Raw genomic sequence first — 16,823 nt, 5'->3', positions numbered from 1 at the left:
GTCCGGTTGGCCGACGTCGCACCCGGGTACCGGTCCCCCCATGGACGGTGTTCGCTCGCGGCTCGTGGACTCGACGGCGCCCTCGGACCCCGCGGGCGTCGTCCTCGTCCTCCACGGCGGCGGCGCGCGACCCGGGTCCGTCGACGTCAGCCCGGCCCAGCTGTCGGTGCTCCGGATGGTGCCCGTCGCCACGCGCCTCGCCCGCGCCGGACGGGGACGGCTCGCCGTCCTGCGGCTGCTCAACTCGACCCGTGGCTGGGGGACGCGCCCATCCCCCGTCGACGACGCGCGCTGGGCACTCGGGCAGGTCCGGGAGCGCTTCGGCGCCGACCGGCCGGTGGCCCTCGTCGGCCACAGCCTCGGCGGACGGGCCGCGCTCCTCGCCGCCGACGACCCCGCCGTGCGCTCGGTGGTGGGTCTCGCGACGTGGCTCGGCCCGGCCGACCCCGTCGGCCCGGTGGACGGGCGCGACGTCCTCCTCGTGCACGGGGACGCCGACCGCGTCGCCTCGGTCGACCGGGTCCGTGCCGCCGCGAACGGCCTCGGCAGGCGCAGTGGTCTCGTCACCGTGCGCGGGGGGAGCCACTCGATGCTGCGCCACCACGCCGCGTTCGACGGTCTCGCCGCCCGATGGGTGGCGTCGAGCCTGCTCGGCGACCAGCCCGGAGCCGTCCTCGCCCGGGTGCTCGCCGGTGAGCGTGAGGTCGACCTCTGACCAACGATCGCGGGCCGGGCGCCGTCGACCGGGGCCACGCCGCGTCCTGGTCGGCGGGGAGCCCGGCGAGGCGCCACTCGAGCATCCCTTGGTGGAGTCGCCGGAAGGCGACGCGGTGGCGGCCGACTCGACGCGGACGCTGCTGCGTTCCGACCGACGGACGCCGTCAGTCGCCGCGCAGGACGTCCCGCCGCCGGCGGTACTCCTGCTCGTCGATCTCGCCGCGGGCGTAGCGCTGGTCGAGGATCCACTGCGCGTCGGGGCGGTCCGCGTCGCGTGGCGGACGATGCGGCGCGGCCCCGGCATCCGGGCTCCTCGGTCCCGCCGCCCAGCGCACGGCGAGCACGATCCCGACGATCACCAGGGCCCAGAACACCACCATCCCCAGTCCCAGTCCCCACCAGCCCACGTAGCCCATCCCGTCGTGACCGAACACGTGGAGCACCTCCTTCGTCCGAGGCCTCCACGGTCCTCCCCGTCCCTGTGCGCTGCGTGTGGATCCCGTGAAGTTCCGATGACGCCCGGCCTCACCTCACGTGGCGGCCGCCCAGAGCGGACCGGCCAGCACACCCAGGAGCACCGCCAGCGCGCTCGCCAGGTAGGCCGTCCGAGCGGCCCACGGCCTCGCCGAGGCCGCGGCCGGTTGCGCCCGTCCGAGCGACGGCGCGACCCATCGCAGGTAGTAGTAGAGCGACGCGAGCGAGTTGAGGAGGACAGCGACGGCGAGCCAGGGCATTCCGCCGTCCCAGGCTGCCGTGGCCGTGGTCAGCTTGCCCACGAACACCGCGGTCGGCGGGGTCCCGACCAGGCCGAGGAGTGCCACGACGAGCGCCACTGCCAGCCCCGGCCGCGCGCGGACCAGTCCCGCGTAACCGGCGAGGTCACGGACGTCGGGAAGCGCGACCGTCACCGCGAACGCGCCGACGTTCGTCACGGCGTACCCGGCGAGGTAGACGAGCAGCGAGGGCAGGGCGAGGTCACTGTGCCCCGCGACCGCGACCGGCACGAGGAGGTAGCCGGCCTGGCTCACGGTGGACCAGCCGAGCAGCCGCCGCGGGTCCTGCTGCGCGAACGCCGCGAGGTTGCCCAGCGTCATGCTCGCGACCGCGAGGGCCGCGACGAGCGCCCCCCATGCCACGGTGTCCGGGAGGGCGAGGACGAGGCGCCAGAGCGCGACGACCGCACCCACCTTGGGCACCGTCGTGACGAACACCGCCGCGAGCCCCGTCGCTCCCTGCGCCGCGTCCGGCACCCAGAAGTGGGCGGGCACCGCGCCGGCCTCGAAGGCCAGGCCGGCGACGACGAGGACCGCGCCCGCCGCGACGACGACGGTCGGCAGGCCGTCCAGCCTCATCGCGAGATCGAGGTAGCCGGTGGTCCCGGCGAGCCCGTACAGGAGGGTCACGCCCAGCAGCAGGAGGATGCCGACGAGGGCGCCGAGGAGATACGTCTTCAGGGCGGCCTCCGCACCTCGGGTCGACCGTCGCAGGCCGACGAGGGCGTAGACCGGCAGGCTGGCGAGGAGGAACCCGACGGCGACGACGAGGAGGTCCTGCGCGCCCGCGAGGACGAGCGCCCCCGTCGCGGCGAAGAGGACGAGGGCATACGTCTCGCTCTCGCGGTCGTCACCCGCGAGCTCGTCTCCCCCCAGGAGCAGGACGAGCAGGGTCGCCAGGGCGACCACCACCCGTGCCACCGTCGTCGTCGTGTCGACGACGAAGGCGCCGTCGAACGCCGGCCCGGGAGAGCCCGACCCGACCGCCGCAGCCACGGCGCCGCCCACCAGGGCCGCGCTCGCGAGGACCCGCAGCCGCCACTGCCGCAGGCGCGGCGTGAACGAACCACCGAGCAGGCAGGCCAGGCCGGCCCCGAAGAGGACCATCTCCGGGAGCATCGCGAGCGGCCGCATGGCCATGGACTCCACCGGTCAGCGCCCGACGAGGTCGACGACGGAAGCGGCAGCGGGCTCGACGACGTCGAGGAGCGGACGCGGGACGAGGCCGATGACGAGAGAGAGCACGAGCAACGGCGCGACGGCCCACAGCTCGGGTCCCCGCACGTCGGTGAACCCCCGCGAGCTCGGGCCGAGGTCGCCGGTGAACACCCGTTGGAGGGTCCACAGGAGCACGGCCGCGACGAGGAGGATGCCGAGCAGCCCGACGGCGCTCCACGGGACGGTGGCGATGCTCCCGGTGAAGATCTGGAACTCGGCGACGAACCCGGACAGCGCGGGGAGGCCGAGGGACGCGAACGCGCCGACCGCGAACAGCGCGGTCGTCCGCGGTGCCGTCCCGGCGAGCCCGCCGAAGCGGTCGATCTCGTACGTCCCGGCGCGGTCCAGGAACACGCCGGCGACGAGGAAGAGCGCGGCCGTGACCAGGCCGTGGCTCACCATCTGGGTGACGGCGCCGGTGACCGCGATCTCCCGGGCGCGGGCCGAGCCGTCGGTGACGACCCCTGCCGCGCCGACGGCGAGGACGACGTAGCCCATGTGGTTGACCGAGGTGTAGGCGATCATCCGCTTGAGGTCGCGCTGCGCGAGGGCGACGAGCGCTCCCCACAGCACCGACACGAGGCCGACGGCGAGGACGACCCACGCCCACGCCCGCCAGGCGTCCGGCAGCAGGGTCATGCCGAGCCGGACGAAGCCGTACGTCCCGAGCTTGAGGAGGACACCGGCGAGCACGGCGGACCCGACGGCCGGGGCGTCGGTGTGCGCCGGGGGCAGCCAGGTGTGGAACGGCACGGTCGGGGTCTTGACGGCCAAGCCCAGCAGGATCGCGCCGAGCACGACGGCTGCGGTCGTGCCACCTCCGGCGAAGGGCCCCTGGCGCCGCAGCTCGAGCAGGTCGAAGGTGTGCGGGTCGGCGGCGAGGTAGAGGCCGATGAAGCCGGCGAGGAGGGCGAGGGAGCCGAGGAAGGTGTAGAGGAAGAACTGGAGCGCCGAGCGGGCCCGGTCACCGTGCCCCCAGCCCGCGATGACGACGTACATGCCGACGATCGTGAGGTCGAAGAAGGCGAAGAAGAGGATGAGGTCGGCGGCCGCGAAGACGCCGAGGCTGACGGTCTCGAGCGCGAGGAAGAGGGCCGCCCGGGAGCGCGGCCGATCGGGGTCGCGGACGGAGTACACGGCGCACGCGAGGAAGACCACGGCCGTCATGGCGACGAGCGGCAGCGACAGGCCGTCCAGCCCCACGTGGTAGCTGGCGTGGACCCCGGGGATCCACGGCACCTGCTCGTCGAACGCGAGGGTGCCGGGCGGCGGGGTGTCGTACCGCGCCCAGAGGACGCCCACGAGGACCACCTCGAGCGCCGAGGCGGCGACCCAGCCCCAGCGGGCGACGGCCGGCGCCGCTCCCGGCAGGAGGAGCAGGCCCGCGGCCGCGAGCGGGAGGAAGACGGTCAGGGAGAGCACGCTCACCTCACGACGAGGATCAGGACGGTGCCGAGCGCGACGAGCGCGACGGCCTGGACGTAGTACTGGTGCAGCTGGCCGGTCTGCGGGCGTCGGGCGAGCGCACCGGCGCGGCGGACCGAGGCCGCCACCGCGAGGACGGCCCCGCGCACCCGGCGGTCGTCCGCTGCCCCGACGACGGCCGCCAGCCGGCGCGTCGCGGTGGCGGCGCCGACGACGGCGACCGAGAGCTGCCCGTCGACCCGGTCGAGGGCGTGCGCCAGGCGGAGGGTGGGACGGACGAGGACCGCGTGGACGGCCGCCTCGACCCCGCCCCAGGCGAGCAGCACCCGGGCCGGGCGGCCGACCAGCCGGGCGCGTCCCCACCCGACGAAAGCGAGCACGAGCAGCGACAGCACCCCACTACCGACCATCGCCGCGGTCGTGGGCTGCGTGAGCGGCCCGCCGACGACGGCACCCAGCCGCTCGGCGACGACGGGGACGGCGACGCCCCCGAGCAGTGCGGCCCCCGCGGCGAGGACGGCGACCGCCACACCGAGCGAGACCGGGACCGTTCCTCGCGCTTCCTCCTCGCTGCCGCGCAGCGTCCGGGCACGCTCGGCCTCCCCGCCCCGCACCGGGGCCCACAGGACGCGGACGACGACCCCGGCGTACGCCGCCGACAGCGCGGCACCGACGACGGCGACCACGCCGAGGGCGGGCGACTGCTCGAAGACCGCCGCCAGGACCAGGTCCTTGGTGGCCCAGAGCGACAGCGGCGGCAGCCCGGCGAGGGACAGCAGGGCGACGGTCGCCGCGACCCGCACGACCGGCCACTGCGCCACCGTGCCTCGCAGGCCCTCGAGGGACTTCGTGCCGAGCGCCGAGAGCCAGGCACCCGCCGCGAGGAAGAGCGCCGCCTTCGTCGCCGCGTGCGCCACGAGGTGCCCGACCCCGGCGGACGTGGCGCCGACGCCCGCGGCGAGCACGACGAAGCCGAGCTGGGCGGACGTGGAGGCCGCGAGCAGCTGCTTGAGGTCGCGCTGTCCGAGCGCGACCGCACCGAGGGCGACGGTCGTCAGGGCCCCGGACCAGGCGGTGACGGACCCCGCCCAGGAGGTCGCGAGCAGCAGGCCGTCGAGCCGCAGGAGCAGGTAGCCGCCCATCGCGACCATGGCGGCGGAGTGCAGGAGCGCGCTGACCGGGGCCGGCCCGTCCATCGCCCGGGAGAGCCAGAAGGCGAGCACCAGCTGGGCCGCCTTGCCGAGCGCGGCGACGAGGACGCCCCCGGCCACGACGTCCCGCCAGCCGGCCGGTGCCACGGCGAGGTGGTCCAGGCCTAGCCCCGCGCCACCGGCGAGGGCGGCGCCCGCCGCCAGGTAGAGGCCGAGGTCGGCGGCACGGGTCGTGAGGAACGCCGTGAGGCCCGAGGCGACGCGCCGGGCGTCTCGCCAGACGAAGCCGATGAGCGCGTACGAGGTGGCCCCCATGACCTCCCAGGCGAGGAGCAGCGTCGGCAGGGTCGTCGCCGTCACGGTGAGCAAGGCTCCTGCGGTGAAGAGGAGCATCAGCCCGTGGAAGCGCGGGCGTGCACCGCGGACGTCGGCGGACCCGCCGACCAGGGCGAGCGTCGCGACGACCGCGACGACCGGGGCGAGGACCGCCGCCGGCCCGTCGACGGCGAGAGCGAACTCGGACCCGGCGAGGAACGGCACGCCGGCCACCGGGCGGGCCACGACGACGACGACGGCGAGGACGCTCGTGACGGTCGCGACCCCGACACCCACGGTCGGGGCGACCCACGGCCGTCGGGCCGGCCCGGGGGCGAGCAGGAGCACTCCGCCGGCGGCCGCGGGCAGCACGACGAGCGCCCAGAGGGCTGCCTGGGCGGTGGTCATGCGGCGGCCCACCTCATCCGGAGAGGTCCGTCGCGGAGTCGGTCATGTCGCTCCCCCGGTGGCGGTGGACGAGGGTCGCGACGGCGAAGCCCATGGCCATCTCGACGGTCATGGCGGCGAGCACCACGAGGAGGAGCACCTGCCCCGTGGGGTCGGGCGCGAGGAACCACCACATCGCCCCCGCGGCGAGGAGCACGGCGTTGACCATGACCTCGAGGCCCATCATCACCATGACGACGACCTGCTGCGAGATCGCGCCGTAGAGCCCGACGCCGAACAGTGCCGCGGCGACGAGCAGGACGGTCTGGAGGGTCATCGGTCCACTCCCCCGCGCTCGGGGTCGCGCGGCGGCCGCACGTCGAGGTCGTCGCCGAGACGGTCGTAGCGGGACCGGCCGGCGGCCAGGACGATGCCCCCGACGATCGTGGCGACCATGACCGGGCTGACGACCACCATGACGAGCATGTGCCGGCCCATGAGGGCCTCTCCGAGGGCGGCCGTGACGTCGGGCGACGGGGCCCCCCGACGCGTCGGCCAGGGCACGAGCACCGCGCCGGCGCCGAGGACCACGAAGGCGAGCACCGAGACCACGAGGGCCACCCGCTTGTCGTGGACCATGGACATGGGCATGAGGGCGGGGTTCATCCCCATGTACATGACCATGTACACCGCCATGACGGCCATCTCCATGACCATCATGAGGACCGTGACGACCCCGACGTAGTTCTGCTGCAGCAGGAGCAGCGCGAGGCCCACCGCCACGAAGGACAGCGCGAGGGCGTAGGTGGCGCGGGCCATCGAGTCCACGACGAACACGGCCACCGCCGAGGCGACGGCCACGGCGCCGAGCAGCCAGAAGGCGATGTCGACGAGCACCCGGTCACCCCCTTCCCGCGGCGACGACCGCGACGACGAGGTCCTGGACGAGAACGGCGGGCAGCAGGACGACCCACCCGACCTCCATGAACCGCTCCGGCCGGAGGGACGGCAGCCGGCGCCGGACGCCGACGAGCACCGCGAGCAGCACGGCTGCCTTGAGCGGCACCCACGCCCACCCGGGCAGCAGCGGGCCCGCGCCCCCGCCGAGGAACATCGGCACGGCGAAGAGCGCGCCGGCGGCGAGGAGCGCGTACCTTCCCGCCTGGACGAGGAGCCGGTCGACGCCGTTCAGCTCGGCGAGCACCCCGCCGGCGATGTCGCGTCCCGCCGGGAGCGCGAAGGGCCCCCAGACCGAGAACGCGACGACGCCGAGGCAGTAGACCGCGAACGCGACCGGCATCCAGACGACGAACCACAGCCCCGACTGGGCTGCCGCGACCACACCGACGTCGAGGCTGGCGGCACCGACCGCGGGGGCGACGAGCGCGAACATCAGCGGCAGCTCGTAGGCCAGGGCGAGGGCGAGGAACCGGTACCCACCGATCAGCGAGTGCGCGGAGTTCGCGCCCCAGCCCAGCAGCCAGACGAGGGCCCAGACGAGGACGTCCATGGTGTTGAACCAGACGAGGCCGACGTCGAGGTCGGACAGCACCCGGTCCCCGAGCGGGACGACCGCCACCATGAGCAGCGCGGCGACGACCAGGCCGCCACCCCCGACCCGCCAGAGCAGGCTGTCGGCCGACACGGGGGCCCGTCGGCGCTGGCGGAGGAGGCGCGCCGTCTCGTCGAGCGGTCGGGTCAGGCTCGGCCGCAGCCGGACCCGCTCGGCCCGCGCGTCGACGAGGCCGTCGAGCACGACGGCTCCGACGGCCAGGGCGACCAGGACGGCGGCCCAGACGAGCACACCGGCCGGACCGACGGTCGTCAGCGAGGAGGCGGCGTCAGGCATCGACGGCCTCCTGGGCGGTGGCGGACCCGAGGCTCGCGACGAGCAGCCGCGCGACCCCGAGGTCGAGGCCCGTGACGAGGGACGCCACCGTCTCGGGCGGGACGGCCTGATGGCCCGCCCTGGCCCCTCCGGCCGCCCGGTCGAGCAGGACGAGCAGCCGGTCACGACAGTCCCCGACGACGTCGCCGCCCGCCCCGATCTCCAGCGCCCGGTCCGCCGTGACGGGTGCGGCGCCGCCCAACGACCAGCGCAGGGTCCACGACTGCTCGACCCGATGCCGGAGGGCTCGGACGAGGCTGGCCGCGACGTCCTCCCTCCCGTCCAGCACGGCGTCACGCGCCCGCCGGGCGCCGGAGGCCCCGACGTCGTCCCCGGCGAGGGCGAGCACCGACGCCACGTCGTCGCACCACCGCGCGGCGGCCGGTCCGACGTCGCCGGGCTCCCCGGCCGCGGGGTCGCCGACGAGGCGCCCCACGGCACCGACGACGAGGTCACCGTGCAGGGTGACCTCGAGGACGAGCCCGGCGGGCCACCCCGGCAGGACCGGCCCGAGCCGCAGCGGCAGCTCGTCCATCTCGAGCCCGTCGCGGTCCTCCTCGGACCCCTCCGCGAGGGGGATGCCGTCCGGCGCCATGTCCATGTCGCCGTGGTCCATCCCCTCGTGACCCGGGTGCCCGTGGTCCATCGACTCGTGGTCCATCGACTCGTGGCCCGTGCCGCCGACCTCGCCGTCGGCGGCCGGCCCCGGCCGTGCCTCGGCGTCGGCGCGCTGGGCGTCCTCGTCCCGCAGGTGGCGCTCCGCCGCGTCCAGCGCCTCCCCGGCGGCGGCCACGTCGATCAGGTTCGTGCGGGCGCGCGGGCCGGGCAGGGCGTCCCAGAGCCGCTCGACGACCTCCGCGAGCTCGCCGGTCGCCGGGCCGGCGACGAGGAGCACGTCGGCGCTGGCCGGCGAGTCGGCCACCCGCCAGCCGCGCGCTGACAGGGCACGCTCGGCGGCGACCCGCACGTCCCAGAAGCCGGGGCACTCGAGGACGAGCACCCGCGTGGCGCGCACCGCGCGCCCGGTCAGCCACCGCCTCAGACCCATCGCAGCGCCCCCTCCCGCCAGGCCCACACGACGGCCACGAGGAGGGCGCCGAGGAAGACGAACATCTCGGTCACGGCGCTGGCGCCGAGGGCCGCGACGACGACGGCCCAGGGGTACATGAAGAGCATCTCGACGTCGAAGGCGAGGAAGAGGAGTGTCGCGAGGTACCAGCGCACGTGGTAGCGGGACAGCGCGTGGGCCTCCGGTTCCCACCCGGACTGGAACGGCAGGGGCCGGAGCGGACGCCGCCACGGCACGAGCAGCCAGTGTGCGGCGTACACCACGAGCACCGCGGTGAGGCCCACGGCGGCGCTCAGGACGAGGCCGGTCATCCGTCGCTCCCCCGATGCGCCGGCAGCCGCACCTCGAGCGTCGCCCCGTGGCCCGTGCCGGCGCTCCGCGCCGTGAGCGAGCCGTCGTGGGCATCGACGATGGCCCGGCTGATGGTCAGACCGATGCCGGACCCACGGTCGGTGCGGTCGCGCGCGGTGTCTCCTCGGTAGAACCGCTCGAAGACGTGCGGCAGCTGGTCGTCGGCGATGCCCTCCCCGTCGTCCTGCACGGTGACGACGACCTCGTCGACGTCGAGCTCCGCAGCGACCCACACCTGCCCGCCGGCCGGGGTGTGGCGCAGCGCGTTGTCGAGGAGGTTGGTCAGCACCTGGCCCAGGCGTTGGGCGTCGACGCGCACCGTCGGCACCGGTCCCGCGCCACCCCGGAACCCCAGGGAGACGCCCTTGTCCTCGTAGCGCGGCCGGACGGTGGCGACCGCGGTGTCGAGGAGGCGCTGCACGGGCACGGGCCTGAGGTCGAGGGTCAGCCGGCCCTCCTCGGCGCGGCTGACGTCCTCGAGGTCGGCGGCCAGCCGCGACAGCCGCGTCACCTGCTGGGCCATCACCCCGCTGGCCTCCGGACCCCAGGTCGCGACCCCGTCGTCGAGCGCCTCGAGGTAGGCCGAGCACGTGGCGAGCGGGGTCCGCATCTCGTGCGCGAGGTCGGCGAGGAGGCGCCGCCGTGTGTCCTCCGTGGTCTGCAGCCGCATCGCCATCTCGTTGAAGGAGCGGGCGAAGACGTCGAGCTCCGCCCCGGCGCCGGTGGGTCCCACCCGCCGGTCGTACCGCCCGCCGGCGATCGCCCGGGCCGCCGAGGACAGGTCCTCGAGCGGGCGGCGCAGCCGACGCGCCACGACCCAGGTGACGAGTCCTGCGCTGGCGAGGGCGATGACGAAGGCGATGCCGAAGGCGAGGAGGCTGGAGTCGAGATAGGCCCGCTCGACGTGGGTGACCTGGCTGTCGTTGAGCGATCCCCGGGCCCGCAACAGGTGTTCGTGGAAGAGCCGCGGACCGACGGCCGCCGCCACCGCGGCGGCCGTGACCACGCTGGCCACGAGAACCCCGAGCTGCGCGAGCATGAGGCGGGTGGCGAAGCCGTCCCAGCGACCGGGCTGTGCGGCGCTCACGGCGGCAGCATCCGGTACCCGACGCCACGGACGGTCTCGACGAACCGCGCCTCCCCGGCGTCGTCGCCCAGCTTGCGGCGCAGGTGCGCGACGTGGACGTCGACGATGTGCTCGTCGCCGACCCACGCCGGGTCCCAGACCTCGTCGATGAGCTGCCGGCGAGCCCAGGCGTAGCGGGGCCGGCTGGAGAGGACCTCGAGGAGGTCGAACTCGGTCCGGGTGAGCTCGACGGGCACGTCCTCGAGGAAGACCTGCCGGGCTCCGGGGTCGATCCGCAGGTCGCCGAAGACCCGGGTGTCCGCCTCGTCGGCGCCCTGGCTCCGACGCGGTCGACGCAGCAGCACGTGGACCCTCGCGACGAGCTCGCGGACGCTGAACGGCTTGGTCATGTAGTCGTCGGCTCCCACGGACAGGCCGATGAGGCGGTCGGTCTCCTCCGAGCGCGCCGTGAGCATGAGGATGTAGCAGTCGCTGAAGGTCCGGACCTGACGGCAGACCTCGACCCCGTCCAGCCCGGGCAGTCCGAGGTCGAGGACGACGACGTCCGGGTCGAGCTCTCGCGCGGTGCGGACGGCGTCCGGGCCGGTGGCCACCCGCGCCGTGTCATATCCGGCCCGCTCGAGATAGGTGCACACCAGGGTGGCCAACGCGGTCTCGTCGTCGACGACGAGGACGGTGGCCGACGGGGTCTCATCCGGGGCGGGCACCCCGGCAGTCTGTCCGACGACGACCCACCGCGGCCACGCAGCGGCGGTCGGGTCGCGATCCTTCGTCGTTTCTTCATGGTCCCTGAACACGTCGCTGATGCGGTGCCCGTCCGATGGGGGCACCGCCGGCGACGCCCTGACCGCCGACCGTCCTGACCCGGAGCCCGCCACGATGCCGACCGCGCCGACCTCGACCCCGCCGACCCGAAGGGTGGCGTCCGTCAGCGCGACCATCCTCCTCGGCCTGTCCCTCGTGGCCTGCGGAACGTCCTCCGGCGACCCGGACCGCAGCCCCCGGGTCGCGCCGAGCGGGGCGACCGGCGCGACGCCGACCCCCACTCCACCAGCGCCCTCCGGTCGACCCGGCGCACGGCCACGACCGATGGGCCACGTCCACGGGCTGGCCCGCGACCCGGGCAGCGGCGACGTCCTCCTCGCGACCCACGGCGGGCTGTTCCGCCTCGACCCGGGCGGCCCCGTCCCGGTGGGTCCGGTCGTCGACCTCATGGGCTTCGCCATCGCCCCGGACGGCAGGTACCTCGGGTCGGGCCACCCGGGCGCCGGCGTCGACCTCGAGCAGCCGGTCGGGCTCATCCGCTCCGACGACATGGGCGCGTCCTGGACCGTCCTGTCGCGAGCCGGCGAGTCCGACTTCCACGCCCTGACCGCCGCCCCGGGCGTCGTGGCCGGGTTCGACGGCTCCCTGCGGGTGGGTGCGGACGGCTCCTCGTGGCAGGTGCGCACCCTCCCGGCCGAGCCGCACACCCTCGCCGCCTCGCCGTCGGGTGACCGGCTGCTCGCCACCACGGAGAAGGGTCTGCTGGCGAGCATCGACCGGGGTGCCTCCTGGACGCGCGTCACGGCGCCAGAGCTGCTCGTCGCCGTCACCTGGGCCGAGCCGGACACCGTCGTCGGGGTGGGGGTCTCCGGGCGACTGGCCCTCAGCGAGGACGGCGGCGCCTCGTGGACGCAGGGAGAACGCCCCGTCGGCCGGGCGACGGCTCTGCACGCCACTCGCACCGGGGGCCAGGTCGAGGTGCTGCTCGTCGTGGGTGACCACGTCGTCCGCACCCTCGACCTGGGCCGGTCGCTCGACCGGCTGCTCTGAGCGCCGCTCGATGGGAGGATCCCGCGGGACTCCTCGGGCTGTCGCAGCCGACGGAGTCGTCACGGGCGAGGTGAGTGCGCAGGCGGTGTCCGTCATCCGTCCCTCACCGGGTGCCGCGGCCCCGCGTGCGCCGGTCCGGCGGCACGCACCTTCACGGCTTCTTCATGGGAAGGCGGTCGCGGCTCCACACAGCGGGGGCAGGGTGGGGACCATGGACGTCTCCCGCGCCGGGTCCCCCTCGTGACGACCGCAGCCCTCGCCTCCGCCTCCGCCGGTCCCGGGATCGGCGGTCTCCGCGGCTGGGGGGCCGCCGTGCTCCTCGTCGCCCTCCTCTCCCTGGCCGCCTGGTGGGCGGTCGGGCGGAGGCGACGGTGACCGGCGACACCACGTCCGCGCGGTTCAGCCGTCGGCGCCTGCTCACCCTCGGCGGGCTCGGAGCCGCGGCCGCCGCGGTCGGGGGGTGGAGCACGTGGCAGGCCGTCGGCACGTCCGGGTCCGGGGACACCGCGTTCGCCGAACCCCCGGTCCTCGCCAGCTCCGGCGGTGTCCTCGACGTGACGCTCGAGGCCGCGCCCGGCGTGACACTCGCGGGAAGGAGCACCCGGGCCCTCGGCTACAACGGGGGAAGCCCCGGCCCCACCCTTCTCGTCCGGGCCGGTGACACCCTTCGGGTCAGCCTGCGCAACCGGTTGGACCGACCGACCAACCTTCACACGCACGGCCTGCACGTCTCCCCGGAAGGGCGCAGCGACAACGTCTTCCGCGTCGTGCGCCCGGGGGAGTGGGCCGACTACGAGTACCTCGTTCCCGAGGACCACCCGGCGGGCACCTTCTGGTACCACCCGCACCACCACGGCACGGTCACCGACCAGGTGTTCGGCGGCCTGCTCGGCGCGATCGTCGTCGCGGGCCCCGACGACCCGACGGTCGACCGCGACCGGGTGCTCGTCGTCAGCGACACCACCCTGACCGGCGACGGCACGGTCGCCCCGGCCGGTCACATGGACGCGATGCTCGGCCGGGAGGGCGAGCTCGTGCTCGTCAACGGGGTGCAGCAGCCGACTCTCGAGGTCGTGGCGGGCAGCACCGAGCGGTGGCGCGTCGTCAACACGTGCGTCTCCCGCTTCCTCGACCTGCGGCTCGACGGGCACTCTTGGCAGCTGCTGGGGTACGACGGGCAGGCGCTCCAGGCGCCGCGAGCGCGCGACCGCCTCCTCCTGGCCCCGGGCAACCGCGTCGACGTCCTCGTGTCACCCGCCGAGGCCGGGTCGACGATCCTGCGCACCCTGGCCCATGACCGTGGCGACATGGGGATGGGGATGGGGATGGGGATGGGCGGCTCGGGGGGTGGGGACTCGTCGTCGGAGACGGTCCTGGCGAACGTCGTCGTCGGCTCGTCCGGCGGATCCACCCGGGCGGTTCCGTGGGCCGGCCCGGGGGCGGCGGTGCCCGACCTGCGTGGCGCGGTGGTGGACCGGTCGCGGACTGTCACGATGACCGGAGGCACGATGGGGATGGGGATGACCGAGTTCGGCTTCGACGGGCAGACCTTCGACCCCGCCCGCGTGGACCAACGGCTGCAGCTGGGTACGGTCGAGGAGTGGACGCTCGTCAACACGACGACGATGGACCACCCGTTCCACCTCCACGTGTGGCCGATGCAGCTCCTGGGCTCCGACCCCGACCCACCGGACTGGCGCGACGTCGTCATCGTCCCCGCTCGGGCCGAGGTGACCGTGCGGGTACCGATCCGGGACCACGGCGGCCGCACCGTCTACCACTGCCACATCCTCGACCACGAGGACCTCGGGATGATGGGAGTCGTCGAGGCGAGCTGACCGCGGGGACCCGGCGGTGGCCTGACGCCGGTGCGTCAACAGCCGTTGCCGACCGGCGATGCCGGCGATACCCACCGCCACGGGACGGGGCACGTCCCGGAATGCGTCAGGCCCCCTCGAAAGGGGGCCTGACCTGCGGTTCCATGGTGGGCGATACTGGGTTTGAACCAGATTCACGCATACACTCGGGACGCGCCTCAACCTGCGGCAATAGGCCTCTGGCCTGCGATTTCCCGACTGCTGCCAATGACAGTAGCGGACAGAAATGGACTGAGATAGTCTCTCGTTCTGGCACGAATCTGGCACGTGCCGTCGATGTTGAGTGGAGACCCAGTGACGCGCGAGACCCACACCGGAGGCGGCAACAGCAAGGGTCGGCGCGCATCGTTTGGAAGTACCCGCCGACTCCCCTCGGGACGATGGCAGGCCCGCTACACCGGCCCAGACGGGCGCGAACACAAGGCGCCCACGACCTTCCATACAAAGGGCGACGCGCAAGCCTGGCTGGCGCTGCGTCGAGCCGATATCACCCGCGACGTGTGGAACCCGGACGGGGCCAAGGGAGACCTCACCGTCGCGCAACTCGCCGACCGATGGCTCGCCCTCCCCCGGTCCAAGCCGCTCAAACCGCGCACCCTGGCGCACTACCGAGACCTCGTAGCCCGATTCATCGACCCCACGCTCGGCAACGTGAAGGTGCGGGCCCTCACGCCCGAGATGGTTGAGGACTGGCATTCATCCCTCAATCCTGCGACGCCCACCTATCGGGCGCATGCCTACAGCCTCCTACGTACGCTGATGAACCACGCAGTGGAGAAGCGCTACGCCACCGTGAACCCATGCCAGATCAGGGGTGCGGGAAACGCCAAACGGCGTCGCGCCATTCGGCCCGCATCACTTGACGAGTTGGCTGTCCTCGTCCAGGCAATGCCCGAGAAGTACCGGGCAATGACGCTGCTCGGCTCGTGGACGGCCCTGAGATTCGGCGAGCTGACCGAGCTACGCCGAAGAGACGTCGACATCGACGCGGGCACGGTCCGCGTCCGCCGGGGCGTCGTGCGGGCCGACGGCGTCGTCATCGTCGGAGACCCGAAGAGCGATGCCAGCTCACGCGACGTCGCGATTCCCCCGCACATCGTGCCCTCAATTCAGCACCACCTCGACGAGCTAACCGACGGCTCCCCTGACGCACTGCTCTTCCCCGCCGCGGACGGTGTGTCAAACCTGGCGCCCTCGACGCTCTACACGTCGTTCTACCGAGCCCGTGCCACGGCGGGCCGCCCGGATCTTCGATGGCACGACCTGCGCCACTCCGGCGCAGTCCTGGCGGCGCAGAGCGGCGCCACGCTTGCGGAGCTGATGGCCCGCCTCGGTCACTCCACCCCGCAAGCCGCGTTGCGCTATCAGCACGCCGCCCAGGGCCGCGATGCCGCGATAGCCGCGAGAATGTCCGAGCTGGCCGGGGGCAGCCCAAGGCCCTGACTGCCCAAGTCCGCAAACCCCGATTGAGTCCGACATCGTGTTGCACGGACAGCCGGTGACCGTGAGGTTGCCCGTCTAGGTGGCGGGAACTTCCCCTAGATCGCTCTGACCTGCCCTTTTGTGTCGTTCTCCGCCTGTGTGTCAGTGGTGTGACAGATGGCGCCACGATCACGACGCGAAGCGTCGTGACGCAGACTGAAGGCCACCTGGCCGGATCTGAAGCCCACTGCGCGCCCAAACCTGACCATCGTCGGCGTGTCTGAGACTCCCTGCGCGGAACCCACGGGCGGCTGGCCGCATTCGTCGACTCCCGGTGACGTCACCACTCCTGCATCCGGAATCGCATTGCAGGACAATCCCCAGCAACGACCCCTGGGAGCTCGGCATGCGGCGCCGGATCGTCCAGCGCTGGACATAGCGAACTCGATGGGTGCGAGTGCAGCCATCAACCCGGAGACGTCGTGCTCCGCTGCAGCTTGGAGGTGCATCCGAGCCGGATCACCGCCGAGCGAAATGGCCGGCGGTAGTGACGGTGACCATCGGTACCAAGAGCCCATCGACGTCCTTGGGGTCGAGTCGGATGATGCGAGGACCGCTGCGGTACGCGCGCAACTGACCCGCTGCGATTCGACGACGCAAGGTCCGGACGCTCACCCCTGTTCGTGCTGCGGCCTCGTGCATGGACTCGTATTCACGCCTGGCCATCGGCCCCTCCCTCGGGCGAACGTGTCGGCTCGCGCCCGAGCCGCTCGTCGAGGTCCGACTCGTGTCGAGCCGGCGCGCGGTTCACCGAGCCGCTCCGGGGTTGTGCCGCCGCGGGTTCTGCGACGGCGGGGTGGCCCTCTGGGCCCGTGCACCCGGGGATGGGGACGGGGCGCTGCGGCTGTCGGCGAGCGGGCTGGGCGGTTCTGGGGTCGCGAGCAGCTCACCGAGCATCGGCATCGTGTTCGGGTTGCCGCCGGAGCGGGCGAGGGTGTCGATGAGGCGGGCCAGTGGGTAGTCCTCAGGAGCCTGTTGGAGGGCCAAGCGGGTCGAGAGCCCGTCGCCGCCCATGAAGTACGAGTAGGCGGCCAGGCTCGCCGCCGGCGCCCGCAGTTCAGCGGGGGTGCGGGTAGTCACCTCCCGCCACAGCTCGCCGTGCTCGCGGGCGTGACCGCGGGTGATGATCGCCGCCGCGTAGTCCCGCAGGCCGACGCTCTGGACGTCGGCGACCAGACGGGCCGCGTGCTGATCCGACAGGGGCTCGTACGAGGCCAGGTGCCGCTCGAGGACCATCCTCATCCATGCCCGCTCCGCCGCGTCCGCTC

Annotated in this window: 18 protein-coding genes; 5 read left to right on the top strand and 13 right to left on the bottom strand. The window is 73.9% G+C overall.

Annotated features, from left to right (window positions below; genetic code table 11):
• The first annotated feature begins 40 nt into the window (after window positions 1-40).
• Window positions 41-715, top strand: coding sequence for an alpha/beta fold hydrolase (locus PKA89_RS06690; protein ID WP_324417844.1), 675 nt, complete (start codon window positions 41-43; stop codon window positions 713-715).
• A gap of 166 nt (window positions 716-881) precedes the next feature.
• On the opposite strand, the gene PKA89_RS06685 is transcribed toward PKA89_RS06690, so the two are convergent.
• The 11 genes from PKA89_RS06685 to PKA89_RS06635 form a co-directional block, all read right to left on the bottom strand.
• Window positions 882-1,151, bottom strand: a complete 270-nt coding sequence (locus tag PKA89_RS06685) for an SHOCT domain-containing protein (protein WP_324417843.1) — start codon at window positions 1,149-1,151, stop codon at window positions 882-884.
• Between the two features lie 96 nt (window positions 1,152-1,247).
• Entirely contained in the window at window positions 1,248-2,630 is a 1,383-nt protein-coding gene (locus PKA89_RS06680; RefSeq protein WP_324417842.1) for a proton-conducting transporter membrane subunit, read from the bottom strand.
• A gap of 12 nt (window positions 2,631-2,642) precedes the next feature.
• The gene (locus PKA89_RS06675; protein ID WP_324417840.1) at window positions 2,643-4,136 is read right to left on the bottom strand and encodes an NADH-quinone oxidoreductase subunit M; all 1,494 of its coding nucleotides are present in this window, start codon (window positions 4,134-4,136) and stop codon (window positions 2,643-2,645) included.
• Window positions 4,133-6,007, bottom strand: coding sequence for a proton-conducting transporter membrane subunit (locus PKA89_RS06670; RefSeq protein WP_324417838.1), 1,875 nt, complete (start codon window positions 6,005-6,007; stop codon window positions 4,133-4,135). The genes PKA89_RS06675 and PKA89_RS06670 overlap by 4 nt, the downstream gene beginning before the upstream one ends.
• Window positions 6,008-6,020: 13 nt before the next feature.
• Window positions 6,021-6,323, bottom strand: a complete 303-nt coding sequence (locus PKA89_RS06665; protein WP_324417836.1) for an NADH-quinone oxidoreductase subunit K — start codon at window positions 6,321-6,323, stop codon at window positions 6,021-6,023.
• Window positions 6,320-6,883 carry an NADH-quinone oxidoreductase subunit J gene (locus PKA89_RS06660; protein ID WP_324417834.1) on the bottom strand — a complete coding sequence of 188 codons (564 nt, stop codon included), beginning with the start codon at window positions 6,881-6,883 and terminating at the stop codon, window positions 6,320-6,322. The genes PKA89_RS06665 and PKA89_RS06660 overlap by 4 nt, the downstream gene beginning before the upstream one ends.
• A gap of 4 nt (window positions 6,884-6,887) precedes the next feature.
• Window positions 6,888-7,835 (bottom strand): NADH-quinone oxidoreductase subunit H, encoded by a 948-nt coding sequence (locus PKA89_RS06655; RefSeq protein WP_324417833.1) that lies wholly within the window; start codon window positions 7,833-7,835, stop codon window positions 6,888-6,890.
• Window positions 7,828-8,922, bottom strand: a complete 1,095-nt coding sequence (locus PKA89_RS06650; RefSeq protein WP_324417831.1) for a hypothetical protein — start codon at window positions 8,920-8,922, stop codon at window positions 7,828-7,830. Before PKA89_RS06650 ends, PKA89_RS06655 begins: the two co-directional genes overlap by 8 nt.
• Entirely contained in the window at window positions 8,913-9,254 is a 342-nt protein-coding gene (locus PKA89_RS06645; protein ID WP_324417828.1) for an NADH-quinone oxidoreductase subunit A, read from the bottom strand. Before PKA89_RS06645 ends, PKA89_RS06650 begins: the two co-directional genes overlap by 10 nt.
• Window positions 9,251-10,381 carry an ATP-binding protein gene (locus PKA89_RS06640; RefSeq protein ID WP_324417826.1) on the bottom strand — a complete coding sequence of 377 codons (1,131 nt, stop codon included), beginning with the start codon at window positions 10,379-10,381 and terminating at the stop codon, window positions 9,251-9,253. The genes PKA89_RS06645 and PKA89_RS06640 overlap by 4 nt, the downstream gene beginning before the upstream one ends.
• The gene (locus PKA89_RS06635) at window positions 10,378-11,088 is read right to left on the bottom strand and encodes a response regulator transcription factor (RefSeq protein WP_324417825.1); all 711 of its coding nucleotides are present in this window, start codon (window positions 11,086-11,088) and stop codon (window positions 10,378-10,380) included. The genes PKA89_RS06640 and PKA89_RS06635 overlap by 4 nt, the downstream gene beginning before the upstream one ends.
• A gap of 382 nt (window positions 11,089-11,470) precedes the next feature.
• Here PKA89_RS06635 and PKA89_RS06630 point away from each other — a divergent pair, with 382 nt between their 5' ends.
• The 4 genes from PKA89_RS06630 to PKA89_RS06615 all read left to right on the top strand — a co-directional run bounded on the left by PKA89_RS06630 (window position 11,471) and on the right by PKA89_RS06615 (window position 15,516).
• Complete coding sequence (locus PKA89_RS06630; protein WP_324417823.1) at window positions 11,471-12,196, top strand: F510_1955 family glycosylhydrolase; 726 nt, start codon at window positions 11,471-11,473, stop codon at window positions 12,194-12,196.
• A gap of 240 nt (window positions 12,197-12,436) precedes the next feature.
• Entirely contained in the window at window positions 12,437-12,571 is a 135-nt protein-coding gene (locus tag PKA89_RS06625; protein WP_324417821.1) for a hypothetical protein, read from the top strand.
• Window positions 12,568-14,034: a multicopper oxidase family protein gene (locus tag PKA89_RS06620; protein WP_324417819.1), complete on the top strand. Its 1,467-nt coding sequence runs from the start codon at window positions 12,568-12,570 to the stop codon at window positions 14,032-14,034. The genes PKA89_RS06625 and PKA89_RS06620 overlap by 4 nt, the downstream gene beginning before the upstream one ends.
• A 333-nt stretch (window positions 14,035-14,367) precedes the next feature.
• A complete protein-coding gene (locus tag PKA89_RS06615) occupies window positions 14,368-15,516 on the top strand; it encodes a tyrosine-type recombinase/integrase (protein WP_324417817.1) in 1,149 nt (382 codons plus the stop codon).
• Between the two features lie 498 nt (window positions 15,517-16,014).
• On the opposite strand, the gene PKA89_RS06610 is transcribed toward PKA89_RS06615, so the two are convergent.
• Window positions 16,015-16,197, bottom strand: a complete 183-nt coding sequence (locus PKA89_RS06610) for an excisionase family DNA-binding protein (RefSeq protein WP_324417815.1) — start codon at window positions 16,195-16,197, stop codon at window positions 16,015-16,017.
• Window positions 16,198-16,302: 105 nt separating this feature from the next.
• The coding region (locus PKA89_RS06605) for a DUF4192 family protein (RefSeq protein ID WP_324417813.1) at window positions 16,303-16,823 on the bottom strand (521 nt) is incomplete at its 5' end.

It is taken from the genome of Phycicoccus sp. (assembly GCF_035325325.1).
Classification (GTDB): domain Bacteria; phylum Actinomycetota; class Actinomycetes; order Actinomycetales; family Dermatophilaceae; genus Phycicoccus.
The sequence above is the reverse complement of the archived record's forward strand: the minus strand, read 5'-3'. Positions and strand labels throughout refer to the sequence as shown.